This window comes from Pseudochrobactrum albidum, assembly GCF_051851455.1.
Lineage (GTDB): Bacteria > Pseudomonadota > Alphaproteobacteria > Rhizobiales > Rhizobiaceae > Pseudochrobactrum.
In genome coordinates, this window is sequence record NZ_JBPVTR010000018.1 from 105,130 (window position 1) to 127,478 (window position 22,349).

The window sequence follows — 22,349 nt, forward strand, 5'->3', positions numbered from 1 at the left end:
TCCGGTTCAAGCCGCTCATTAGAACATCGGGCATTAAAAATATCGGGCTGCAATTTTTCATATTTTTTGCAAAGCGCGGAAAATATAAACTGCTGCTTAAAACCTGTATTGAAAACCGGCAGAAATTGCCAGACTTTGCAGTTTCATTCCCGCAGCATCCGGATAAACAACCAAACTCTTACCGCTTTTTATATCAAAAATTTCCGTATCACCGGTTTTGTGAAAATACTGGTCAAAATTTCCTGCCAGAAACATAAATAATCTTGAATTCAGGGCATATTCTGCCCGCACCCCCAATGAAATAAACGGGGTTTGTCCGTATGTTTCAATAAAATATATATCTCTCATCCAATGATGGTCATCATCTCTGGGGGCAATCGAAATACCGCCACGGGCAAAGGCAGAGAGCGTCCAGCCAGATAATTGCGTAGCTATCTCAGCCCCCAAAAACAGCGCCGGATAGCTCTGTTCATAGGATATAGCCGGCTCTCCCGCATTAAAATCACCGGAAACATCCCGGAAACCGCTATAACTGCTATAAACATAGGAGCCGCCATAAGCAGTCCATTTTACATTTGTATATTTAAAACCACCATGTAAATTAATAACAGACGCCTCAGTCAGCGGCACATTTCGCCCAAAGGCGATATCAACCGTCCAGTAGCGGATAAGTTGCGTATCAGGATGGACGGAGAGATCGCTCCAGGCATCAGGCGGATATCCGGCAGGCAGCGTCTCCCCCCAGTCATAATCCTCCATATAGCTATCACCGCTCATAGCCGCCAACAAATTGGCCGATATAGTGAACGCATTGTCAGACACGAATTTTGCAGCCATTTTAAGAGCCGGAGCACTTGATTTCCAGATCAATTGACTGATTTTTGCGCCTTGCTCATCATAAACAAACTCATCGGCACGCAATGAGGTGTAACCAATACCACCCAGAAAATAAAAATCCGGCCCCCTGTAGCTGAATTCATTTATTTTTTCGCCCTCTGCAATATCCGCGGCCTGCAAAGGCAAAACAGATAAAAACACAGCATTGCTTATCAATAACGGAAAAACATATCTCAATATACCCACCCCTTATATTGAAGAAGGTATATTGAATAACTTTTTTAAATAAACTGAAATGCCAATTAGTATCTATAACTATACTGCGGGCAAAAAAATAAAATCAGCGTGGTTTGCTGGTGGATTGACGAATATGCAATTCCGGCTTGATCAGGGGCTGATTGCTGTGCATTTCCACCCCGTTCAATTGATCAAGCAGGGCGCGGGCGGCCTGCCGCCCCACTTCCCTCTGCCCGTTCCAGACTGTTGTCAGTGCCGGAGTAGCAATTGCCGCCTCTTCCAGATCATCATAGCCGGTAACCGAAATATCCTCACCCGGCACAAGACCGGCACGGGCAATACCGTTCATCAGCCCAATAGCCACCAGATCATTCCAGCAAACGGCAGCAGTTGGCTTATCTTTGAGCGAAAGAAATTGCGGCGCCACCTCAAAACCGCCCTGCTTGGTGCGCGGCCCCGGAATGCGCCATTCCGGCCGCACACTGAGGCCGGCTTTTTCCATTGCATTGACATAACCCTGATAGCGATCACGGCCGGTTGATGTCTGATCCGTACCGCCAATCATCGCAATACGCGTATGTCCAAGCGAGATCAGGTGATTGGTGGCAAGGCTGATACCATAGGCATCATCCCCGCGAAACACCGGCACATCCGCCCCTTCCACATTACGCGCAATCAGCACCACTGGCAGGCCGTTATTTTCAGCCAGTTCAATATCTTCAGCCGGCGTGCCTATCGCCGGAGACATAATCACACCATCGGCGCCGAGCTGCAAAAGCGTATCCACAAATGTGCGCTGCTTTTCCAGCTGGTCATAATGATTGCTGAGAATAAAAGTTTGTCGTGAGCGGTCGAGTTCCGTTTCAATCGAACGCAGGATTTCAGCAAAAAACGGGTTCATAATATCATGAACCACCACACCGATAATGCCCGAACGCGATGTGCGCAGCGAGGCCGCACGGCGGTTATAAATATAACCGATCATGCGGGCATGTTCTTTAATACGGTCGCGGGTCTGCTCTGCCACCAAAGGGCTGTCACGCAGTGCAAGAGAAACTGTGGCCGTTGATACGCCAAGTGCATCAGCAATGGTTGAAAGCTTGATCTTCTGCGCCAAATGCGGTTTGCCCCTCATCTACAAAACATTTTCCGCCACCGATATTAATAACCGGCATCGCATCCAGAAACCGCAATTATGGCTTGCCGTTTCATTTAATCAATATCTAGAATAGAGTTTTATAAATAGCGAGATGAATTCTTAGCGTATTTTTCAAAATATCACGTCCCGCCCGCCTCATTTTCCTCAGCAATATCTGCATTATCGCCTTTTTCAGACACTATGCGTGATATGCGCCCGCTCATTTCCGCATCAAGATTGCGCTCTATTCTTGTCAGTAATTTCACCAGGAGCCTGCGCTCTTTTTTCTCAAAACCGCGCAGACAATCTTTTTCCGTCCTGCGTACCAGTTTTTCAATAATAAGAATAACATCATGGCCGCGATCGGTCAGAAAAATATGAGACTGGCGCTGATCACTGTCTGATGCCTGACGGCTTACAAAACCCTGCGCCTGCAACCGGCTGACTGTTTTGGTAATTGTTGGCGGACGCACCCCCAAGCGCTGCGCCAAAACCCCCGGCGGCAATCCGTCCTCTTCAGCAAGCTGCAGCAAAACCGCATCCTGTCCGGCATAAAGCCCGTGCTCCAGAAGGCGCGTGGCCAGAATTGTCCGCATCATACGCGCTGTATGCTGCACAGGTTGCAAAATCGCAGTCTTGCCGGTTTTTTTCATATTCTCCCCGTCCGTTGCCGCAGGCACGAATTGATCCCGATGATAGCACCATAACCGGCGGGAAAACACAATGTCCGGCAATTGCCATACTTCAATAGTCGCGGCACGTTCATCAATAAGACTTGCCCGAAAAATCCCCTCAGGGCGCATTTAGAATAGTCGCATGGCTTTTCCCCCGTTATGATGCTTGCGCGAATATATCCGGCGGTTATGCCTGAGGAGTAAATCCAAGGGTTCAATGACAGGAGAAAGATTTTGTCCCAGATCAAGCAGAACGGAAATTCAGCCCCTACTGCCCAGCCGTTTCACAACAGCCAGACATCCCCTTCCGAGGGTGAAGCAGAAACGGTTCCGGAAAATCTTATCGCCGTCCTGCCGCTTGGCGCCCATGAGCAACACGGCCCCCATTTGCCTTTTGAGACCGATACAATTATTGCCGAGGGCATTGCCGCACGGCTGGAGAAAAATCTGCCGCCCCATATCAGCGCCCGTTTTTTAAGTGCCGAGCCTGTCGGCTATTCTGTTGAACATATGGATGTTGAAGGCACGCGCACACTGGCTTTTTCTGAAGCCGTCAACCGCTGGATCGGTATTGGTGAAAATCTCTGTGCCGGCCATATCCGCAAATTACTGATCCTGAATGCCCATGGCGGCAATTCTCCGCTGGCCACAATCGTTGCCACGGAGCTGCGCGCGCGGCTGAACATGCTTGCCGTGGCCACGCATTGGACACGTTTTGGCATTGCGCAGGAGCTGATCAGCCCTGAGCAGAAACATCTTGACATTCATGCAGGCTATATTGAAACCTCGGTCATGCTGGCTCTGGCGCCAGATCAGGTACATATGGACAAAGCGCAGGATTTTGCCAATGCGCAGCAGGATTTTATCCGCGATTACCAATATTTACGCGCCTATGGCCCCCATGCCTTCGGCTGGATGATGCATGATCTCAACAAACAGGGGGCGGCGGGCAATGCCTTGCGCGCCAATGCGCGCGATGGCGAAAAAATCATCGCCCGTGCGGTTAGCGGCCTTACCGGCCTGATGGAGGATATGCACCGTTTTGACATGTCCGCTTTCGGGGATAATCCTTTATACTGATGCTGCTTTTTCTGTTTTTCATAAAAACACAAAAGATTGCTCACAACATCCGCTCTGTTCTATAGAAGAGCGGTTGCGCATTTCCTATATGCAACAGGAATTGACACCACAACGAAATATAGCAAACAACTCTGCCAGCAGACAGAGCCTGTTTTGATAATGAAGAGGCACTCTCATGAGCGATAGCCCTGAAACAGCCGTTGAGGCAGCGGCCGAAACCAGAAAAATTCCTGTTACCGTGCTGACCGGCTATCTCGGCTCCGGCAAAACAACGCTGCTCAACCGTATTCTGAGCGAAAATCACGGCAAACGCTATGCGGTCATCGTCAATGAATTTGGCGAGATCGGCATTGATAATGACCTTATTGTCGAATCTGACGAAGAAATTTATGAAATGAACAATGGCTGCATCTGCTGCACCGTGCGCGGCGATCTGATCCGCGTGGTGGAAGGCTTGATGCGCCGTCCGGGTCGTTTCGATGCCATTATTGTTGAAACCACCGGCCTTGCTGATCCTGTACCTGTTGCCCAGACATTCTTCATGGATGACGATGTCCGTGCCAAAACCGAACTTGACGCGGTGATTGCCCTTGTTGATGCCAAACATCTGCCATTGCGACTGAAAGATTCCCGCGAAGCGGAAGACCAGATTGCCTTTGCCGATGTGGTGCTGCTCAACAAGACCGATCTGGTTAACGCTCAGGAACTGGCAGATGTGGAGGCGACAATCCGCGCCATCAATCCGCATGCCATTATTCACCGCACCCAACGCGCTGCAATCGACCTGACAAAAGTGCTCGATCGCGGCGCTTTTGATCTCCAGCGCACATTGGATCATGATCCGCATTTTCTGGATCATGATCATCCCGACCATGTTTGCGGGCCGGATTGCGACCATCATGATCACAAGTATGATCACGGGCATGAACACAGCCATCACCATCATCATGATCATACCTGCGGGCCGGATTGCGATCATGATCACCACCACGGTCATGCCTCCGCCATTCATGATGTAACCGTTATGTCGGTTTCCCTGCGCACCGGCGAGCTGGATCCTGCCAAATTTTTCCCCTGGATCCAGAATGTGACACAGGTACAAGGGCCTGATATTCTGCGCCTTAAAGGTATTATTGCCTTTGCTAATGATGATGACCGCTATGTGGTGCAAGGCGTGCATATGATTATTGAAGGCGATCATCAGCGCCCGTGGAAAGCGGATGAAAAACGTGAAAGCCGCCTGGTCTTTATCGGCCGCAACCTCAATGAACAGGCGCTGCGCTCCGGTTTTGAAAAGTGTAAATAACCATGCCGACAATTGCCCCGATTGATCTGGGAAGCCATTGCCTCAAGGCAGGTTTTCTTGATGATAAAGCCTATTATGCCCTCGCCGATGGTTCATTGCACTGGCTGGATGATGCCCATAAAACGCTTGCCATTCATGATGGTTTGCTTTGTGTGGCTCCCACAGCAGATAATAAAGCACTGATCACCGGCGGTGAGGACGGGCGCGTTTGCCGCACAAACAGCACAGGCACCACAGAAGAGCTGGCCGCCCTGCCGCGCAAGTGGATTACGGCTGTTGCCAGCGGGCCGCATGGCGCTGTTGCCTATGCATCCGCCCGCATTGCATGGGTGCGTGAGGCCAATGGCAACACCACTGAATTTGCCCATGAACGCAGTGTGGAGGGCGTGGCCTTTGCCCCCAAGGGGCTGCGCCTTGCTGTTGCCCGCTATAACGGGGCAACATTGCATTGGGCAGGCACCGCCGGCAAACCGGTTGATCTGGAATGGAAAGGTGCCCATACCGGCATTATTTTTTCACCGGACGGGCGTTTTCTCATTACCGCCATGCAGGAAAATGCGCTGCATGGCTGGCGACTGGAGGATAACCGCAATATGCGCATGACCGGCTATCCGGCAAAGGTCAAGGACTGGTCATGGAGCCCCAAGGGTAAATGGCTGGCCACATCCGGCGCTCCGGCGGCAATTATCTGGCCTTTTGCCGGTAAGGACGGACCAATGGGCAAGGCGCCGCTGGAGCTTGGCTTGCGCGGTGATACAATGGTCACCGCTGTTGCCTGCCATCCGGAGGAAGAGATTGTAGCCGTTGGCTATCAGGATGGCATGATCCTTCTATGCCGTTTTGCCGATCAAAAAGAAGTGTTGCTGCGCCGCCCGGGCAAGGGTGCCATCAGCTCCATGGGCTGGGATAAATCCGGCGGCCGCCTTGCCTATGGCGCTGAAACCGGCGATTGCGGCCTGATCAATATTGCCTGGTAAAACAAGCCACATCTAAAAGGCAGCCTTAATGAACTGCCCCCAAAAAATCGGATTGATGTCCGGCTATCGGGGGCAGTTTCAAACCGGTCCGGCTTTTAATTTACCAAAACCTTGATTATTCAGGCTGTTTCAATGCCTGCTTATCAGATTTTTCCGGTGCACCCTGCTGCAATTTTGCCTTATCTGCCCTGTTCTTTATTTTATCCGGCAGTGCTTGTGACATTGCCGGAGCGCCGTCCGGCCCCTGTCCTGATAACCATGCAGTTACCAGCGCAACATCCTTATCACCAATCATATGGCCGGCCTTGACTACCCGTGCATCCACTTTGGCACCACTATTGCGCAACAAATCTGACAATGCAGGCGCAAAAGGCGCATACATCTTATCCTCTGCACCGGTCACCACCAGAACTCTGGTTTTGGACAGATTGGCCTCCGGTGTCTGATCCAGCACCGGCATTGAGCGCATCAGCACAGCCTTTTTTACCAGATCCGGATGCAGCATCATGGTAGCAGCCAGAAGATTGGCACCATTGGAATAGCCAACAAAAGTGGTGCGGCTCAGATCAATTTGCTCTTCACTTGCCAGTTTTGTTAAGAAGCCGACAAAGGCGTTCGCCTCATGGCGCACATCCTTCTGGTCAAATTTAACCGGTGTGATACGCGCATACCAGCGGGTGCGCCCCTCCTGCAAAATCCGTCCGCGAATGCCAAGCAGTGTGGCGCGCGGCCAGACTTTTTGCGCAAAAGGCACCAGACTTGTTTCATTGCCGCCAGAACCATGCAGCAACACAATGGTCTCTCCGCTGGTATTTTCCGGACGGGTAAAATGATAGATAAATTTCTGACTGCGGGAAATGACATCCTTAACCACTTTGCGCCCATCTTTCGGTTTGGCTACCTGCGCTTCAGGCTTATGCATGGTCAGCCCGCCTGGTACCGGCATCATCCTGTCAGTTTTTTTAATAAAAGCTGCCTTGCCGGAATCCGGCTCAACAGAATTTACAGGCGCAGCAGGCAATATTGCGGTCTGCGCATGGGTTATTTGCGGCAATAATACAACCAGACCAGCGGCCAGCACCGCAGAACCGGAAAAAGAAAAGAACTTGTTTACCATAATGGTGTTTTGCCGGATAAAAATTAAAAAAATCTAACGCCCTGATAAATTCACATATCCTGCAGCAAGGCAAGCGCAATGATCGTGATAATCTTGTCTGTTTTTGCAGCATACGGGATAGGGAAAACGTCCCTTAAACCGCAAAAAGGGCAAAACATGCTGCAACCGGTTGCAAATTATTGTTTTATGTTAAACATTCCGCGCAATACCCACATATCTCTTCATCCGGCAGCGGACGATAATGGCAAAACAAACATCCCTGACATTGCTGAATTTTCTGGCGCGGGCGCTCATCAGCCTGCTTGTGCTGATTATCACCCTGTGGGGCAGTTTTGCCTTTTATTACCAATTGCAGCAACCACCTGCTCTCACCGGTTTTACTACCGGCCTGTGGGTGCTCACAGCCTTGGCCGCATTCAGCAGCTTATGGTTTGCGGGCTTGCGCCAATATCGCACAATTCTCTTTCTGCTGTTTGCCGGTTGTTTTATCCTGCTGCTCATCTGGTGGCACAGTATCAAACCTTCACTTGACCGCGACTGGGAACCGGAAGTCTCGCAAACCGTGACCGCGGAAGATGATGGCAATCTTGTGCGCCTCAAGCATATCCGTGATTTCGACTGGCGCACCGAACACGATTACACGGCTCGGTGGAAAAGTGCTGATTATGATCTTGATAAGATCACATCTGTTGATCTGTTTTTGTCTTACTGGTCAAGCCCTGCCATTGCCCACACACTTGTCAGCTTTGGTTTTGAAGACGGGCGGCATATCGTATTCTCGGCAGAAATCCGCAAAAAACGCGGTCAGGCTTTTTCAGAGATCGGCGGCTTTTTCAAAGATTTTGAACTGGCAATGATCGCAGCCGAGGAAAGTGATATTATCTATCTGCGCACCAACGTGCGGGGCGAGCGTGTCTATCGCTACAGGGTTGATATTGCAAAGGAACAGGCACAGAAGCTTTTCCGGCTTTATACAGATACCGCCAACCGCCTGAGCAAGACGCCGGCATTCTATAATACATTGACAGCAAACTGCACCACAGTGGTGTTTGATATGGCCAGAATGCTCGATCCTTCCATTGCGATGGATTATCGCGTGCTGCTCTCCGGTTATCTTCCGGAATATATGTTTGAAAAACAGCTCATTATCACGCCGGAGACAAACGCGCATTCCATGCGCCTCAATGCCAGTATCAGCACCATGGCTGAAGGAGGCCGTGAGGGTTATTCACAGCGCATCCGAACTGAGCCGGCACAATAAAGAACCGGCACTGTTCATCACCAACAGCACCGGTTCTTAATATTTAGTCGATTGCAGCCGTCACAATGAATTCCACCTTATAGCCCGGTGTTGCCAGATGAGCAGAACCGGTGGCGCGAGCCGGTGTGTTTTCCGGATCAACCCAAGCCTCCCACACAGCATTCATCTCTGCAAAATCCTTCATATCATCCAGCCAGATAATGGTCTGAAGGATTTTGGATTTGTTTGTGCCAGCCAACGCCAGCAAACGGTCAACCTCGGCAAGCGCGGTTTTGCACTGTTCCGTCACGCTGGCATTTTCCGTGCCTACCTGTCCGGCAAGATATACAGTATTACCATGAATAACCGCACCGCTCATCCGCTTAGTCGTTTCAAGACGCTTAATGGCCATTGTTTTTTCCTCTCATTACCAATGCATCACAGGTTTATAATCATCCTGTCCCGGAATTATTATTCGCCTGTCATGATAAAATTCAAAACAGCATATATTTTTGCATATTGCACCTCTGCAACAGCATAAAATAAGAATAATCCGCACTATTCTTGACTCAAAACCGGCCTGCCTCTATAAGCCGCGGCAAGTTCCGGATTTTTTAAAAGGGTCTTTTGCCCGCACCGGAACCAGCTCCTGTTAAAAAAACAGATTTAAGAAGGGCCGCACACCGCGGTATTAAACAAATGAAGCGCACCTATCAGCCATCCAAAATCGTCCGCAAGCGCCGTCACGGTTTCCGTGCACGTATGGCAACACCAGGCGGCCGTAAAGTTATCGCAGCCCGCCGCGCCCGCGGCCGCGCCAAGCTTTCTGCATAATGTTACGCCCGCGTAGAGCATAACGCGGTGGCAGAGCAGCAAGAAAAACAGACCAAAATACTCCGCCTTCGCAAGAGAGCGGAGTTTTTGGCTGTGCGCAGCGGAGAAAAGCGCCGCGGCAAATATTTTCTTCTGGAAGTTAAGCCGCGCAATGAAGCAGCCAGCAAACAGGCAAAAGCAGGCGATTGCCCGCGCATTGGCTTCACAGTGACCAAAAAAAACGGCAATGCGGTTATCCGCAACAGGATTCGCCGCCGTCTCAAGGCCGCCGCACGCCTCAATGAGGCAGCAATGGCCGCGCAAACCGATTATGTTATTGTTGGCCGCAAGGAGGCGCTGAATGCACCTTTTTGTGCACTGACAAAGGAACTTGCAAAGCGGTTAAAGTAACCGCCGCTTAAAATAGGCCTGAATTATATCTTCCAAGCGTTCGCTTTTCTGATCTGATCGTATTATAAGGCAGGCACTCGAAACTCTGACAGGCAGGGCATATTTAATGCACAGCACCCTGTCAGCCGGCATATTTATAAGCCAGGGCAGTGCAGCCATGCGGATGCCGCCCTGCCTGTAATGAACTGACAGGAACCAGGACCCGTCAATGGAAAAAAACCGTAATTTCTTTCTCACCATTGCCCTGTCGATTCTGATTCTCACGCTCTGGCAGGTGTTTTATCTGGGGCCAAAGACAGAGGCTCAGAGAGAACAGGCGCGGATTGAGGCGCTTAATAATCAGGCCAAACCGGCAGCAAATGGCAGCCCGTCTTCCGGTGTGCCGCAGGCCAATATTTCGCAAAATGCGTCTCAGGGCATTCCCGGTCAGGCCACTGATGCACCGGCTGCACAGCCGCTTACCCGTGAGGTTGCCCTCACCCAAAGCAAACGCATCAGCATTGATACCCCCCATGTGCGTGGCTCGATCAACACCACCGGCGCACGTCTGGATGATCTCTATCTGAAAGATTATCGTGAAACGGTGGATCCCAAATCACCGGAGATTGAGCTTCTTGCGCCATCGGGCATCAAACAGGGCTATTTTGCCGAGCTCGGCTTTGCCGGCAATGAGGCAACCGGCACGGTTCCGGGCCCTGCAACCGTGTGGAATATCGAAGGCAATGACAAGCTCACCCCCTCCACTCCGGTAACGCTGACCTTTGCCAATGAAAAGGGCATCCAGTTCAAACGCGTGATCTCCGTTGACGAGAACTATATGTTCACAATGGAAGACACTGTTACCAACCCGACAGGCAATGCGGTGTCACTCAATGCCTATGGCCGTGTGACCCGTTTTGAAAAGCCGGAACATGCCAACGGCACCTATGTGCTGCATGAAGGGCTGATCGGTGTTATCGGTGATCAGGGGCTTCAGGAAGTCTCTTATTCCAAGGTTGAAGACAAAAAGAACCTGTCTTTCGACAAGGCCACGGGCGGCTGGGTCGGCATCACAGATAAATACTGGGCTGCCACGCTCATTCCGCCGCAGGGCGAATCCTATGATGCCCGTTTTTCCTATTTCACCGATGGCCAGCCGCGTTATCAGGCAGATTTTCTGAGTGCGCCGGTTACCATTGCCGCAGGCCAGAGCGCCACAATCAAAAACCATGTTTTTGCCGGTGCCAAGGAAGTCAGCCTGATTAATGCTTATGAAAAGAACCTCGGCATCAAACAGTTTGAACTGCTGATTGACTGGGGCTGGTTCTATTTCATTACCAAGCCCATGTTCTATCTCATCGACTGGATTTACAAATTTTCCGGTAATTTTGGTATCGCCATTCTGGTGGTGACCGTGCTGCTGAAGGCTCTGTTTTTCCCGCTGGCCAACAAATCCTACAAGTCGATGGCCCGCATGAAGATGATGCAGCCTGCCATGATGGAGATCCGTGAAAAATATGCGGATGACAAGGTCAAACAACAGCAGGAAATGATGCAGCTTTATAAGCGCGAGAAGATTAATCCGCTGGCCGGCTGCTGGCCGGTGCTGGTGCAGATTCCTGTCTTTTTTGCGCTGTATAAGGTTCTTTATGTCACCATCGAAATGCGCCATGCGCCTTTCTTCGGCTGGATTCACGATCTTGCGGCACCCGATCCGACATCGCTGTTCAACCTGTTCGGTCTGCTGCCATGGGGTGTGCCTGCATTCCTGATGATCGGCGTATGGCCGGTGATTATGGGTATCACCATGTTCCTGCAAATGCGTATGAACCCAACCCCGCCGGATCCCACACAAGCAGCAATCTTCACATGGATGCCGATCATCTTCACTTTCATGCTTGCGGCATTCCCTGCCGGCCTCGTAATCTACTGGGCATGGAACAACACCTTATCCATCATTCAGCAGGCAGTGATTATGAAACGCCAGGGCGCTAAGATTGAGCTTTTTGACAATCTCAAAGGGATGTTTAAAAAGAAGCAACCTGCCGCGGCGGTCAAAGCCGACAAGCCGGTGAAAAAATAATCAAATAAAAGCCCCCGCTAAGGGGGCTTTTTGTAGCTGCATCTTTTGGATGGTTGACAAAGCGCGCTGAAAGCTCAATGCCTTCCAGGGATAAAATAAAACATACAGGATGCATTCAGTGACCGAAGCAGAACAGGCTGCCGCAAAAGAGGCCGAAAAATACGCAGCACTTGTTGCTGAAGGCAAGGCGCTTTTCAGCAAACCGTGGATCTTTATCCGCGGTGTCCCCTCCATGAAGTTTTTGCCGCCGGAAGGCCCTGTTGAAATTGCTTTTGCCGGACGCTCCAATGTCGGCAAATCTTCACTGATCAATGCAATTGTCGGGCGCAGCGGCCTTGCCCGCACATCCAATACGCCCGGACGCACACAGGAGTTGAACTATTTTGTGCCGGATGGATATTCCGGCGAGAATGGTGACCTGCCTCCTCTGGCATTGGTGGATATGCCAGGCTATGGTTTTGCAGAAGCCCCCAAAGCCATGGTTGATGCCTGGACAAAACTGGTGTTTGATTATTTGCGCGGCCGCACCACGCTGAAACGTGTCTATGTGCTGATTGATGCCCGCCACGGCATTAAAAAAAATGATGCGGATGTGCTCGACCTTCTCGACAAGGCCGCTGTTTCCTATCAAATTATTCTCACTAAAATTGACAAGATCAAAGAGACTGGCATTCCCCGCCTCATGGCAGAAACGCAAAAGGCAATCTCCAGACGGCCTGCTGCCTTTCCGCATATTCTTGCCACATCCTCACAAAAGACAACCGGTATTGATGCGGTGCGCGCTGCCATCGCCCTTATCTGTAAAGAATAAATTTTTTATCTGCCACCCTCGCCTTACAACACCAACCAATCTTTATGCCGTGGAGTGTTCCATGACTGCGACAAGCCCAGAAATCCAAGCGCAACTTCTCTCTGCCGCCCTGCCATTTATGCAGCGTTACGAGAATAAGACTGTTGTCGTCAAATATGGCGGCCATGCCATGGGCGATGCGGCTCTTGGCAAGGCTTTTGCCCGCGATATCGCCCTGCTCAAGCAATCGGGCATCAACCCGATTGTGGTGCATGGCGGCGGCCCGCAAATTGCTTCCATGCTCAACAAGCTCGGCCTTGAATCCCGCTTTGAAGGCGGCCTGCGCGTTACAGATGAAAAAACGGTGGAAGTGGTGGAAATGGTTCTTGCCGGTTCCATCAACAAAGAAATCGTTGCCATGATCAATGCCGAAGGTGAATGGGCAATTGGCCTTTGCGGCAAGGACGGCAATATGGTTTTTGCGGAAAAAGCCCGCAAAACCTATCGTGATCCTGACTCCAATATTGAGCGCGTGCTTGACCTTGGCTTTGTGGGTGAACCGGTGGAAGTGGATCGCACATTGCTTGATCTTCTGGCGCGTTCTGAAATGATTCCGGTTATTGCCCCCGTGGCCCCCGGGCGTGACGGCCATACCTATAATATCAATGCCGATACTTTTGCCGGCGCTATTGCCGGAGCGCTGGCGGCAACACGGCTGCTGTTTCTTACCGATGTGCCCGGCGTGCTGGATAAGGATAAAAACCTGATCAAGGAATTATCGGTTGCTGATGCGCAAGCCCTGATTGCCGATGGCACCATTTCCGGCGGCATGATTCCTAAAGTGGAAACCTGTATTGATGCCATCCGCCGTGGTGTTGAGGGTGTGGTTATTCTTAATGGTAAAACCCCGCACTCAGTGTTACTGGAACTCTTTACAGAACGCGGTGCCGGCACGCTACTCGTGCCATAACTAAAAAAGCACCCTTTTGGTGCCATAACTAAAAAAGCACTCTTTGGGTGCGTGACTGCAAAATATGTAACAGATATGAACCAATAAAAATCCCGCATAAAGCGGGATTTTTTTGCACATTTATTCAAGACGCAAACTGTTTTAATTCCACAAAAGCAGGAACAAAATACCGGTTACAATCAACAGGCAGCCGGCAATTTCCGTATGATTGATCTTCTCCTTAAAGATAAAAACGGAAGAAATAAAAGTGAAGATCAGCTCAATCTGCCCCAGAGCCCGCACATAAGCCACCTGTTGCAGCGCCATGGCTGTGAACCAGCCCGCAGAGCCAAGCACGCTTGACAAGCCAACCAGCGAGGATGAGCGCCATGATTTCAGCACCAGCGTAATTTCGCTCTTATCTTTGATCAGCATCCACACCAGCATGAAAACCGTCTGAAAACTGGTAACGCAGGCAAGTGTTACTGCCGCCTGCATGATCGGGTCTGCCCCTTCCAGCGAGAGCGAAGCCGAGCGGTAGGCCACCGCAGAAATACCGAAAACACCACCGGATGCAATACCGATCAGCGCCGTACGACTGATAAGCGCTTTTAACAGGTTAGCCCAGCTCAGCGGCATACGCGCAACAGAAATCAGCATTACCCCCGACACGCCAACAATAATTGCCGCAATCGCACCGGTTGTTACCCGTTCACCAAGCAGGATCAGCCCAAAAATTGCGGCCTGCACCGGCTCGGTTTTGGAATAGGCCGTACCAACGGCAAAATTGCGCAATGTAAATAGATGCACCAGCATAATAGTGGCAAAGATCTGTGCCAGTCCGCCGATAATACTCCAGAATATAAAGGCTTTATTCAACTGCGGCACCACAAAGCCCGCCAGCATATGCAAAGCCAGCACATAGGCAATGGCAACAGGAAAGCCGTAGCCAAAGCGCACAAAGCTTGCCCCTCTGGTTCCAAGTCTGCTTTGCAGCTTTTTTTGCAACGTATTGCGGATATTCTGCATGAAGGCAGCTGCAATGGTGATTGGTATCCAGAGTTCCATGGTGCGATATTATGTTCTTTGAAACAAAAAGGAAATCTGCCCGTTGCTTGTGCATGTCTGCGCTGAAAATACAAGTCCCCGCAGGCTTTGCCTGCAAACTTAAAACCGCAGGCTTTGCCTGCAAACTTAAAACGACAGGCATAGCCGCAAACTTAAAACGCAGGCATAACCGCAAACTTAAAAGATCTCACTGCTGTGTCCGCAGCCTTAAAAAAAATAAAGGCTGAACTTTACAAAACTTCATGGCATAACCTGTCCATGAGCAATTTACCTGATCCGCACCACTTCGCCCATGTCACTGACTGGGTTTTTGACTTGGATAATACGCTTTATCCGCATGAGACCAACCTATTCTCACAGGTTGATGTCCGCATGACCGCCTATGTGGCAGACTTGTTAAAACTGCCCCGCGAAGAAGCGCGAAAAGTCCAGAAACAATTTTATAAGGATTACGGCACCACCCTCAAAGGGCTGATGGAATGCTATAAAATTGATCCGGATGATTTTCTCGCCAAAGTTCATGATATTGATTATTCATGGCTAAAGCCCGATCCGCTTTTAGGAGATGCTATTGCCCGTCTGCCCGGGCGCAAATTCATCTATACCAATGGCGACCGCAACCATGCGGAAAAAGCAGCGGCACAATTGGGCATTCTCGACCATTTTGATGGTATTTTTGACATAATTGCCGGCCAGCTTATACCCAAACCGGAGCGCGCGCCTTATGAAATTTTCTACAAGCAGTGCGGCATTAACCCGCAAAATGCAGCGATGTTTGAAGATCTGGCGCGCAATCTTGTGGTTCCCAAAGCCAGCGGCATGCGCACAGTGCTGATTGTGCCGCGCAATTTTGAGCCGGATTTCAGCGAAATCTGGGAAAGTGATCCGGCCTTTACCGATCACGTGGATTTTGTAACCGATAATCTCACAGAGTTTTTGAAAGCCCTGCACCCTCGATAATGGATCATAATATAATCAAAACCAGAAAAAACCGCCATTTCACCTCTCTTGAAACAACCATTGATACCGCAGCACATCGCCTGCTTGATCGCCTTCCCCGACATGGTTTTTCCGGCGCTTTGGTGGAATTTCTGGTTTTTGGATTAAAACAGGCATGGGCCTGTCTTTTTGGCGGATTGATGCTGGGATTGATTATTCTCAGCAAATTTCTCTGGACAGATGCATCTGTTCTGCCGCATCTGATCACGCGCTATGATTTTCTGTTTCTTGCCGCAATAACCATTCAGATTTTGATGCTGTTTTGCCGTCTTGAAACATGGCGCGAGATGAAAATTATCCTCATTTTTCATATTGTCGGCACAATTATGGAGATTTTCAAAACCCACATGGGATCATGGGTTTATCCTGAGGCCAATTTTTTCCGTATTGGCGGTGTGCCGCTCTTTTCCGGTTTTATGTATGCGGCTGTCGGCTCTTATATGGCGCGGATCAACCGGATTTTTGATATCCGCCTTGCTCATTATCCGCCGCTGCCGCTGACCTTCATTCTCGTAACCGCTATTTATATAAATTTCTTCAGCCATCATTATCTGCCCGATATACGCTGGCTGCTCTTTTCCTGCACCGCGCTGTTATTTTGGCGCACATCCATGCATTACCGTGTTTTCCGGTTTCGTCACCAAATGCCCCTGTTGCTGGCTTTTTTTCTCACATCATTTTTTATCTGGATTGCGGAAAATATCGGCACATGGTCGCGGGTCTGGCTCTATCCGGGGCAGCATGATCAATGGGTGCCGGTTTCTCTGTCCAAACTCGGCTCATGGTATTTGCTGATGATCATCTCTGTTGTTCTGGTAACAATCATCCACCCGCCAAGAGTTCCCGATGATCACCAAACCGGAAAATCTCAAGGGTTATAACAGCCGCCAATATAAAACACCGCCGCATCAGACATGCGGCAGCGTTTTAATAAGCAGAAATATTGATTAAAGCTTGTAGTGGTCTTTCACCACATTCCATGCCTCTTCAGCCGTGTCCACATAATGGAACAGCTGCAAATCTTCCGGCGAGATTGTTCCCTGCTCGGCTAGATAAGGAATATTGATCGCTTTATTCCAGAATTCCTTGCCAAACAGCACCAGCGGCACGCGTTCCATGCGCCCGGTCTGCATCAGGGTCAGGGTCTCAAACAATTCATCCATCGTGCCAAAGCCGCCCGGAAAGACCGCAAAAGCCTTGGCGCGAAACAGAAAATGCATTTTCCGCAATGCAAAATAGTGGAAATTGAAACAAAGTTCCGGCGAAACATAGGCATTGGGCGCCTGTTCATGCGGCAACACAATATTCAGCCCGATTGACGGTGCGCCAATATCAGCAGCCCCGCGATTGCCGGCCTCCATCACGCCGGGGCCGCCGCCGGTCACGATTACAAATTCACGATAATAGGTTGTTGAAGAATATTCCGAACAACGGCGGGCAAATTCCCGGGCTTCCTCATAATAAATTGAATTGGCTTCAAGGTTTTTCTTCTGCTGTTCATTTTTTGCAGCCCATGCCTCACCGCCCGGCTCCGGAATACGTGCGCCGCCAAACAACACAACGGTTGATTTGATACCGCGCTCTTCCATAATCATTTCAGGCTTCAGAAGCTCCAGTTGCAAGCGCACCGGGCGTAATTCCCGCTTGGTCATGAAATCAGCATCGCTGAATGCCAGTTTATAGGCAGGGGCACGGGTTTGCGGCGTATCCGGCACAGTGGCCACGCGCTTGACGGTTTCACCGGAATTGCTGAATGGTGTCCAGCCGTCTTTCTCAAGCGGGTTCATGCAATCTCTTCCTGTTTTTACTGAACATTAAGTTCGTTATTTTTGTATAACGGAGGCATATAGTGCAAAAGCGGCAAAGCCAAGATTGACCATCACTCAAGCTTAGCCTAATCATTTGCCGAAAATATTCCAAAATCTGAATATTTCGTCGTTAACTTCGTCTGAATGCCGAAATAAATGTAATTCAACCTCGTTTCAACACCTTCAGGAGCCGTAAAATGTCTCAGGCTGATCTGTCTGCTCTCGAAAAAATTATCACAAAAGCCTTTGATGAGCGTGACAATGTATCGGTATCCACAACCGGAGAGATCCGCGATGCCGTTACTCAATCCCTCTTATTGCTGGATCAGGGCAAGGCTCGCGTGGCAGAAAAACAGGCAGACGGCAAATGGCATGTCAATCAATGGCTGAAAAAAGCCGTGCTTTTGTCCTTCCGCCTCAATCCGATGGAAATTATCAAAGGCGGGCCGGACGCATCCGTCTGGTGGGACAAGGTGCCGTCCAAATTTAACGGCTGGACAGCGGATGAATTTACCAAAGCCGGCTTTCGTGCAGTGCCCAATTGCGTTGTGCGTCACTCCGCCTATATCGCTCCCAATGCTGTTTTGATGCCATCATTTGTCAATCTTGGTGCATATGTGGGTGAAGGCACAATGGTGGATACCTGGGCAACGGTCGGCTCCTGCGCTCAGATCGGCAAAAATGTGCATCTTTCCGGCGGTGTCGGAATTGGCGGTGTGCTGGAACCACTGCAAGCAGAACCGACAATTATTGAAGATAACTGCTTTATCGGTGCGCGCTCGGAAGTGGTGGAAGGCTGCATCATCCGTGAAGGTTCGGTGCTGGGAATGGGGGTCTATATCGGAAAATCCACCAAAATCGTGGATCGCTCCACAGGCGAGATATTCTATGGTGAAGTGCCGCCTTATTCCGTGGTGGTTGCCGGCACCATGCCGGGCAAGCCATTGCCGGACGGGCAGGCAGGCCCAAGCCTTTATTGCGCGGTTATTGTAAAGCGTGTTGACGAAAAAACCCGCTCCAAAACTTCAATCAATGATTTGCTGCGAGACTGAAATCCACCGGCAAGAAAACTGATAATATAAGGGAGATCAGCTAACAGGCCGGCCTCCCTTTTTTTAATTTTGAAGGGATAAAATGCGCCTTGAAAAACAGGGCGCATTTTTCGTTTAATCAGCAAAAATATTCAGCAATATTCTGGTTTATGAAAAATTATCGGCGTGTGCTTGATGGCGAATGATCGCCGAAACCATGTGCTGAACCATCACTGTATGTTTCAGGCTGTGTGCTCTTGACAGTAGAATTTGTAATCACCGGTGTGCGATCATTACTGTAGAGATCATCAGGTGTGCCAACATTCGGATTTTCTGCAAAAGCAATACCGGCAGTCATGGCAAGAGCTGCAGCGGACAAAATAATCTTTTTCATTTCTCAATTTCCTTGTTCAGTTTATGTGAACACGCTTGGGAGGTGCGTTGTTCGTATGAACCGGAAATAAGAATTGTCGTTCATAATTTCAATTCACATAGATTTTACATTTGCCTCAAATTTAGGCCATATTTTGCTAGCCATAAAATAACACCCATAAAAAATATTATTAAAAATCAATATATTATTGAAATTAAATTTATTGATCACACTCAAAATGCGTAATAATTGTGCATGATTATGAAACAATCTATTCTCTCTACAGTTTACAAAAATGAAACAATGAAGGTTTTTTCACAAAAATATGACTTTAGCCAAAAGCCATACGGCGCAACGAGAAACACTTCTTCGTGAGAATTTTCTGTAAGACCACGTTACCGTAAAGGGGAAATATTTTCTGTAAAATGTGATCTGATCTTGCTGAAAATGCCCTGCACAATATTATCACTGCCGGTCATCGCCCTCGATAAAAGGATATTAAAACACTGATCAAAGCGCGTGAAAATTTTCTTGAAGATTTTATTGCCTGCTCAAGCCATATAGGCTTGCGGCACATATTCTATAAGCGGTCGATTCTCCGCCCCATTTATACAGGTTGTCTATGCCCAGTTTTGAAGAAATTCAGTATTATTTCTCTGCAGTCTGGCAAACCATGACCGGCCATCCGGAAGCGTTAAACCGGCTCAACACCACTGCTGATGGTTTCTGGCGTTCATTTTATGCTGTTGTCATTGCCCTGCCGCCAATGCTGATTGGCTGGGTTGATATTTCTGCCCGTCTGGCGCAGGGCAGTGATGAGGCAATGCTGCGTATTCACAACACGGTCAAACTCGGCCTTATTGATATGCTTGTCTGGCTTCTGCCGCTGCTGATCATCGGCCTGCTAAGCCGCAGCCTCGGCCTTGAGCGGCGCTTTTCCACTTATGTGGTCGCCACAAACTGGGCAACGGCACTCTTTGCCTGGATTTATGCACCGCTGACATTTTTCAGCCTGTTATTGCCGGATTTTGCAGTGTTTTTCGCAACACTTGGCTTTATGCTGTTTATTGCCACACTGGTGCTCGGTTACCGGCTGACACGTGCCGCCCTGCAAAGGCCGCACAGTTTTGCGGTTCCGTTTTATCTCAGCATTATGTTTGGCAGCATTATGCTCACCATGATCCTGCAAAATCTGGCAGGCCTGATGCCGGTTTTATAAAATGGGGGAATAATCCGCACCAATCATATAAAGCCCGTGCGCAGGCGCAACCATGCCGCAAGCCTTGCGATCACACGCCGCAAGAGCTGCCAGAAGATCATCATTATTCCAGCGGCCGCTGCCAACCTCGCTAAGGCTTCCCACCAGCGAGCGCACCTGATTATGCAAAAAAGATCGTGCGGAAGCCCGCACTTCAATCAACTCGCCATGGCGCTGCACATCCAGCACATCCAGGGTTTTCACCGGGCTTTTCGACTGGCACTGCGTTGAGCGGAAAGTTGTGAAATCATGCTGGCCAAGCAGCAATTGCGCGGCTTCCTGCATGGCATCCGTATCCAGTTTTTTCGACACCCACCATGCGCGGTTTGCCTCCAGCGCCAAAGGTGTGCGCCGGTTGATAATGCGATAGATATAGTGCCGCCCGAGGGCGCTGAACCGCGCATCAAAACGATCCGGCACCTTTTCAACATTAAGCAAAAACACACTATCCTTGGCCAGCACCAGATAGGCATTGACCGCATCACGCACCTTGGAGGCTGCCCAGTCTTTTGTCAGATCCACATGCGCTGTCTGCCGCAATGCATGCACACCGGCATCAGTGCGCCCTGCCGCGCCAAGAGAATTCCTGTCACCGCAAAATTTGAAAATAGCCGCCTCTATCGCCCCCTGCACGGTTGGCGCATTATCCTGCCGCTGCCAGCCGGCATAGGGCGTGCCATCATATTCAATTGTCAGGCGGTAACGCGGCACTCAATTTTCTCCGAATGCAGAAGCATAAATCAGTTTACCTTGCAAATAGCCGCAAGGCCTATTGTCTGCAAGATGCTTCAATTGCAGATATTGCGCCGGATAAGGGCTCCTGAGCTCAGCCGCATCCGCTACATTATAGCCAAAGCGCCCGTAATAAGCAGGCTCTCCCAGCACAACGCTGAGCGTCTCGCCTTGTTGCGCAAGCCGCCTGTGCGCCTCTTCTATCAGTGCGCGTCCTATCCCCGCCCGCTGATAGGCAGGCATAACCGCCAGCGGTGCCAATGCCACAGCCGGCAGAAAAGCATCAGACTGCTCAACCCATAGACGGGAAAACAGAATATGCCCGATAACAACACCTTGCACGTCTGCAACCAGTTCCAGCACAGCATCATTATCGGCAACCAACCTGCGCACGAGCACAACTTCGTCATTTCCGCTAAAAGCGGCAGCAATCACACCATAAATCTGAGAGCGGTCTTGCTCACGGACAGGGCGAATATCTAACCGCTTTTCGGAAGAATGGGTCATGACAGAATTGTACCGCGTTTAAGTTTTACGCCATTACAAAATTCCGCAGCACTCACCGGCTTGCCCCCTGCCTTCTGCACCTGTGTGAGCGCCACCGCCCCCTGCCCGCAGGCAATAACCAGCTGCCCCTCCAGCACTTCGCCGGCCTGACCTGAGCCATCAGCGATTACCGAACGCAGCACTTTCACCCGCTCTGAACGGCCGTTCATTTCCATCTCACACCACGCACCGGGAAACGGGCTTAACGCACGGATGCGATTATGCACATCCTGTGCCGGTTGCGACCAGTCAATCCGCGCTTCCGATTTCTCGATTTTAGCAGCATAGGTCACACCCTCTTCAGATTGCGGGCTCAGCTTCAGACTGTCGCGCTCCAGCGCCGCAATCGCCCGCACCATCAGGTCGGCGCCGGTCAGGCTCAAACGATCATGCAATTCACCGCAGGTCATATTGGGCGTGATTGCAACCTTCTCGACCATGGCCACAGGCCCCGTATCAAGACCTGCATCCATTTTCATAATCATCATGCCGGTTTCCCCATCACCGGCCATGAGCGCCCGCTGCATTGGCGCAGCACCGCGCCAGCGCGGTAAAAGCGATGCATGGCCGTTATAACAGCCAAGTGCAGGCGCATCGAGAATAGCCTGCGGCAATAGCAGACCATAGGCCACAACCACCGCGACATCTGCTTTGAGATCACGGAAAATCTGCTGTTCTTCTTCGCTTTTCAGGCTTTTGGGCGTAAAAACCGGAATGCCGAATTCCTCAGCCTTTTCATGCACCGGCGATTTGGTCAATTCCAACCCGCGGCGCCCCGCAGGGCGTGGCGGCTGGCTATAGACCGCCACAATGTCATAGCCCTGCCCGATCAGCGCCGTCATCACAGGAACAGAAAATTCCGGCGTGCCCATAAACACAATACGTAATGACATAGACTATCCC

General features: G+C 50.3%; 24 protein-coding genes. 13 read left to right on the forward strand and 11 right to left on the reverse strand.

Annotated features, from left to right (window positions below; genetic code table 11):
* Window positions 1–96 precede the first annotated feature (96 nt).
* The 3 genes from ACSTTO_RS03365 to ACSTTO_RS03375 form a co-directional block, all read right to left on the reverse strand.
* A complete protein-coding gene (locus ACSTTO_RS03365; protein ID WP_439271722.1) occupies window positions 97–1,038 on the reverse strand; it encodes an omptin family outer membrane protease in 942 nt (313 codons plus the stop codon).
* Window positions 1,039–1,177: 139 nt separating this feature from the next.
* Window positions 1,178–2,191: a LacI family DNA-binding transcriptional regulator gene (locus tag ACSTTO_RS03370; RefSeq protein WP_439271723.1), complete on the reverse strand. Its 1,014-nt coding sequence runs from the start codon at window positions 2,189–2,191 to the stop codon at window positions 1,178–1,180.
* 161 nt (window positions 2,192–2,352) lie between these two features.
* Window positions 2,353–3,015, reverse strand: a complete 663-nt coding sequence (locus tag ACSTTO_RS03375) for a MarR family winged helix-turn-helix transcriptional regulator (protein WP_439271724.1) — start codon at window positions 3,013–3,015, stop codon at window positions 2,353–2,355.
* A gap of 114 nt (window positions 3,016–3,129) precedes the next feature.
* Between ACSTTO_RS03375 and ACSTTO_RS03380 the strand changes: the two genes are divergently transcribed.
* The 3 genes from ACSTTO_RS03380 (at window position 3,130) to ACSTTO_RS03390 (ending at window position 6,249) form a co-directional block, all read left to right on the forward strand.
* Window positions 3,130–3,966, forward strand: coding sequence for a creatininase family protein (locus tag ACSTTO_RS03380; RefSeq protein WP_439271776.1), 837 nt, complete (start codon window positions 3,130–3,132; stop codon window positions 3,964–3,966).
* Window positions 3,967–4,141: 175 nt separating this feature from the next.
* Window positions 4,142–5,272 carry a CobW family GTP-binding protein gene (locus ACSTTO_RS03385; RefSeq protein WP_439271725.1) on the forward strand — a complete coding sequence of 377 codons (1,131 nt, stop codon included), beginning with the start codon at window positions 4,142–4,144 and terminating at the stop codon, window positions 5,270–5,272.
* Between the two features lie 2 nt (window positions 5,273–5,274).
* The gene (locus ACSTTO_RS03390; RefSeq protein WP_439271726.1) at window positions 5,275–6,249 is read left to right on the forward strand and encodes a WD40 repeat domain-containing protein; all 975 of its coding nucleotides are present in this window, start codon (window positions 5,275–5,277) and stop codon (window positions 6,247–6,249) included.
* A 115-nt stretch (window positions 6,250–6,364) separates the two neighbouring features.
* On the opposite strand, the gene ACSTTO_RS03395 is transcribed toward ACSTTO_RS03390, so the two are convergent.
* Window positions 6,365–7,366, reverse strand: coding sequence for an alpha/beta hydrolase (locus ACSTTO_RS03395; protein WP_439271727.1), 1,002 nt, complete (start codon window positions 7,364–7,366; stop codon window positions 6,365–6,367).
* Window positions 7,367–7,607: 241 nt separating this feature from the next.
* Here ACSTTO_RS03395 and ACSTTO_RS03400 point away from each other — a divergent pair, with 241 nt between their 5' ends.
* Window positions 7,608–8,627, forward strand: coding sequence for an Lnb N-terminal periplasmic domain-containing protein (locus ACSTTO_RS03400; RefSeq protein ID WP_439271728.1), 1,020 nt, complete (start codon window positions 7,608–7,610; stop codon window positions 8,625–8,627).
* 43 nt (window positions 8,628–8,670) lie between these two features.
* Here ACSTTO_RS03400 and ACSTTO_RS03405 read toward each other — a convergent pair whose 3' ends face one another.
* Window positions 8,671–9,018, reverse strand: a complete 348-nt coding sequence (locus ACSTTO_RS03405) for a RidA family protein (RefSeq protein WP_439271729.1) — start codon at window positions 9,016–9,018, stop codon at window positions 8,671–8,673.
* A 287-nt stretch (window positions 9,019–9,305) separates the two neighbouring features.
* Between ACSTTO_RS03405 and rpmH the strand changes: the two genes are divergently transcribed.
* The 5 genes from rpmH to argB all read left to right on the forward strand — a co-directional run bounded on the left by rpmH (window position 9,306) and on the right by argB (window position 13,652).
* The gene (gene rpmH / locus ACSTTO_RS03410) at window positions 9,306–9,440 is read left to right on the forward strand and encodes a 50S ribosomal protein L34 (RefSeq protein WP_439271730.1); all 135 of its coding nucleotides are present in this window, start codon (window positions 9,306–9,308) and stop codon (window positions 9,438–9,440) included.
* A 93-nt stretch (window positions 9,441–9,533) separates the two neighbouring features.
* Complete coding sequence (gene rnpA, locus ACSTTO_RS03415) at window positions 9,534–9,830, forward strand: ribonuclease P protein component (RefSeq protein WP_439271777.1); 297 nt, start codon at window positions 9,534–9,536, stop codon at window positions 9,828–9,830.
* Window positions 9,831–10,038: 208 nt separating this feature from the next.
* Window positions 10,039–11,892 (forward strand): membrane protein insertase YidC, encoded by a 1,854-nt coding sequence (gene yidC / locus ACSTTO_RS03420; protein WP_439271731.1) that lies wholly within the window; start codon window positions 10,039–10,041, stop codon window positions 11,890–11,892.
* A 118-nt stretch (window positions 11,893–12,010) separates the two neighbouring features.
* Window positions 12,011–12,703, forward strand: a complete 693-nt coding sequence (yihA, locus tag ACSTTO_RS03425) for a ribosome biogenesis GTP-binding protein YihA/YsxC (RefSeq protein WP_439271732.1) — start codon at window positions 12,011–12,013, stop codon at window positions 12,701–12,703.
* 61 nt (window positions 12,704–12,764) lie between these two features.
* The gene (gene argB, locus ACSTTO_RS03430; RefSeq protein ID WP_439271733.1) at window positions 12,765–13,652 is read left to right on the forward strand and encodes an acetylglutamate kinase; all 888 of its coding nucleotides are present in this window, start codon (window positions 12,765–12,767) and stop codon (window positions 13,650–13,652) included.
* 141 nt (window positions 13,653–13,793) lie between these two features.
* On the opposite strand, the gene ACSTTO_RS03435 is transcribed toward argB, so the two are convergent.
* Window positions 13,794–14,699: an EamA family transporter gene (locus ACSTTO_RS03435; protein ID WP_439271734.1), complete on the reverse strand. Its 906-nt coding sequence runs from the start codon at window positions 14,697–14,699 to the stop codon at window positions 13,794–13,796.
* Between the two features lie 258 nt (window positions 14,700–14,957).
* On the opposite strand from ACSTTO_RS03435, the gene ACSTTO_RS03440 reads away from it, so the two are divergent.
* A complete protein-coding gene (locus tag ACSTTO_RS03440; RefSeq protein ID WP_439271735.1) occupies window positions 14,958–15,659 on the forward strand; it encodes a pyrimidine 5'-nucleotidase in 702 nt (233 codons plus the stop codon).
* The gene (locus tag ACSTTO_RS03445) at window positions 15,659–16,579 is read left to right on the forward strand and encodes a DUF817 domain-containing protein (RefSeq protein WP_439271736.1); all 921 of its coding nucleotides are present in this window, start codon (window positions 15,659–15,661) and stop codon (window positions 16,577–16,579) included. The genes ACSTTO_RS03440 and ACSTTO_RS03445 overlap by 1 nt, the downstream gene beginning before the upstream one ends.
* 66 nt (window positions 16,580–16,645) lie before the next feature.
* Here the strand turns inward: ACSTTO_RS03445 and ACSTTO_RS03450 are convergent, their stop codons facing one another.
* Window positions 16,646–17,485 carry an LOG family protein gene (locus tag ACSTTO_RS03450; protein ID WP_439271737.1) on the reverse strand — a complete coding sequence of 280 codons (840 nt, stop codon included), beginning with the start codon at window positions 17,483–17,485 and terminating at the stop codon, window positions 16,646–16,648.
* Between the two features lie 218 nt (window positions 17,486–17,703).
* On the opposite strand from ACSTTO_RS03450, the gene dapD reads away from it, so the two are divergent.
* Window positions 17,704–18,558 (forward strand): 2,3,4,5-tetrahydropyridine-2,6-dicarboxylate N-succinyltransferase, encoded by an 855-nt coding sequence (gene dapD, locus ACSTTO_RS03455; RefSeq protein WP_439271738.1) that lies wholly within the window; start codon window positions 17,704–17,706, stop codon window positions 18,556–18,558.
* Window positions 18,559–18,715: 157 nt separating this feature from the next.
* Here dapD and ACSTTO_RS03460 read toward each other — a convergent pair whose 3' ends face one another.
* The gene (locus ACSTTO_RS03460; protein WP_439271739.1) at window positions 18,716–18,931 is read right to left on the reverse strand and encodes a hypothetical protein; all 216 of its coding nucleotides are present in this window, start codon (window positions 18,929–18,931) and stop codon (window positions 18,716–18,718) included.
* Window positions 18,932–19,532: 601 nt separating this feature from the next.
* Here ACSTTO_RS03460 and ACSTTO_RS03465 point away from each other — a divergent pair.
* Window positions 19,533–20,129 carry a hypothetical protein gene (locus ACSTTO_RS03465; protein WP_439271740.1) on the forward strand — a complete coding sequence of 199 codons (597 nt, stop codon included), beginning with the start codon at window positions 19,533–19,535 and terminating at the stop codon, window positions 20,127–20,129.
* Here the strand turns inward: ACSTTO_RS03465 and truA are convergent.
* Genes truA through fmt form a run of 3 tightly spaced genes read right to left on the reverse strand, consistent with a single transcriptional unit; the run spans window position 20,124 to window position 22,339 of the window.
* Window positions 20,124–20,879 carry a tRNA pseudouridine(38-40) synthase TruA gene (gene truA / locus ACSTTO_RS03470; RefSeq protein ID WP_439271741.1) on the reverse strand — a complete coding sequence of 252 codons (756 nt, stop codon included), beginning with the start codon at window positions 20,877–20,879 and terminating at the stop codon, window positions 20,124–20,126. The genes ACSTTO_RS03465 and truA overlap by 6 nt on opposite strands.
* A complete protein-coding gene (locus ACSTTO_RS03475; protein WP_439271742.1) occupies window positions 20,880–21,407 on the reverse strand; it encodes a GNAT family N-acetyltransferase in 528 nt (175 codons plus the stop codon).
* Complete coding sequence (fmt, locus tag ACSTTO_RS03480; RefSeq protein ID WP_439271743.1) at window positions 21,404–22,339, reverse strand: methionyl-tRNA formyltransferase; 936 nt, start codon at window positions 22,337–22,339, stop codon at window positions 21,404–21,406. The genes ACSTTO_RS03475 and fmt overlap by 4 nt, the downstream gene beginning before the upstream one ends.
* Window positions 22,340–22,349 lie beyond the last annotated feature (10 nt).

Bases quoted from the DNA above. Each gene is read 5' to 3' on its own strand.
- ACSTTO_RS03375 (WP_439271724.1), bottom strand. From the start codon at position 3,015: ATGCGCCCTGAGGGGATTTTTCGGGCAAGTCTTATTGATGAACGTGCC.
- ACSTTO_RS03385 (WP_439271725.1), top strand. From the start codon at position 4,142: ATGAGCGATAGCCCTGAAACAGCCGTTGAGGCAGCGGCCGAAACCAGA.
- ACSTTO_RS03390 (WP_439271726.1), top strand. From the start codon at position 5,275: ATGCCGACAATTGCCCCGATTGATCTGGGAAGCCATTGCCTCAAGGCA.
- ACSTTO_RS03395 (WP_439271727.1), bottom strand. From the start codon at position 7,366: ATGGTAAACAAGTTCTTTTCTTTTTCCGGTTCTGCGGTGCTGGCCGCT.
- ACSTTO_RS03400 (WP_439271728.1), top strand. From the start codon at position 7,608: ATGGCAAAACAAACATCCCTGACATTGCTGAATTTTCTGGCGCGGGCG.
- ACSTTO_RS03405 (WP_439271729.1), bottom strand. From the start codon at position 9,018: ATGGCCATTAAGCGTCTTGAAACGACTAAGCGGATGAGCGGTGCGGTT.
- rpmH (WP_439271730.1), top strand. From the start codon at position 9,306: ATGAAGCGCACCTATCAGCCATCCAAAATCGTCCGCAAGCGCCGTCAC.
- yidC (WP_439271731.1), top strand. From the start codon at position 10,039: ATGGAAAAAAACCGTAATTTCTTTCTCACCATTGCCCTGTCGATTCTG.
- argB (WP_439271733.1), top strand. From the start codon at position 12,765: ATGACTGCGACAAGCCCAGAAATCCAAGCGCAACTTCTCTCTGCCGCC.
- ACSTTO_RS03435 (WP_439271734.1), bottom strand. From the start codon at position 14,699: ATGGAACTCTGGATACCAATCACCATTGCAGCTGCCTTCATGCAGAAT.
- ACSTTO_RS03440 (WP_439271735.1), top strand. From the start codon at position 14,958: ATGAGCAATTTACCTGATCCGCACCACTTCGCCCATGTCACTGACTGG.
- ACSTTO_RS03445 (WP_439271736.1), top strand. From the start codon at position 15,659: ATGGATCATAATATAATCAAAACCAGAAAAAACCGCCATTTCACCTCT.
- ACSTTO_RS03450 (WP_439271737.1), bottom strand. From the start codon at position 17,485: ATGAACCCGCTTGAGAAAGACGGCTGGACACCATTCAGCAATTCCGGT.
- dapD (WP_439271738.1), top strand. From the start codon at position 17,704: ATGTCTCAGGCTGATCTGTCTGCTCTCGAAAAAATTATCACAAAAGCC.
- ACSTTO_RS03460 (WP_439271739.1), bottom strand. From the start codon at position 18,931: ATGAAAAAGATTATTTTGTCCGCTGCAGCTCTTGCCATGACTGCCGGT.
- ACSTTO_RS03465 (WP_439271740.1), top strand. From the start codon at position 19,533: ATGCCCAGTTTTGAAGAAATTCAGTATTATTTCTCTGCAGTCTGGCAA.
- ACSTTO_RS03475 (WP_439271742.1), bottom strand. From the start codon at position 21,407: ATGACCCATTCTTCCGAAAAGCGGTTAGATATTCGCCCTGTCCGTGAG.
- fmt (WP_439271743.1), bottom strand. From the start codon at position 22,339: ATGTCATTACGTATTGTGTTTATGGGCACGCCGGAATTTTCTGTTCCT.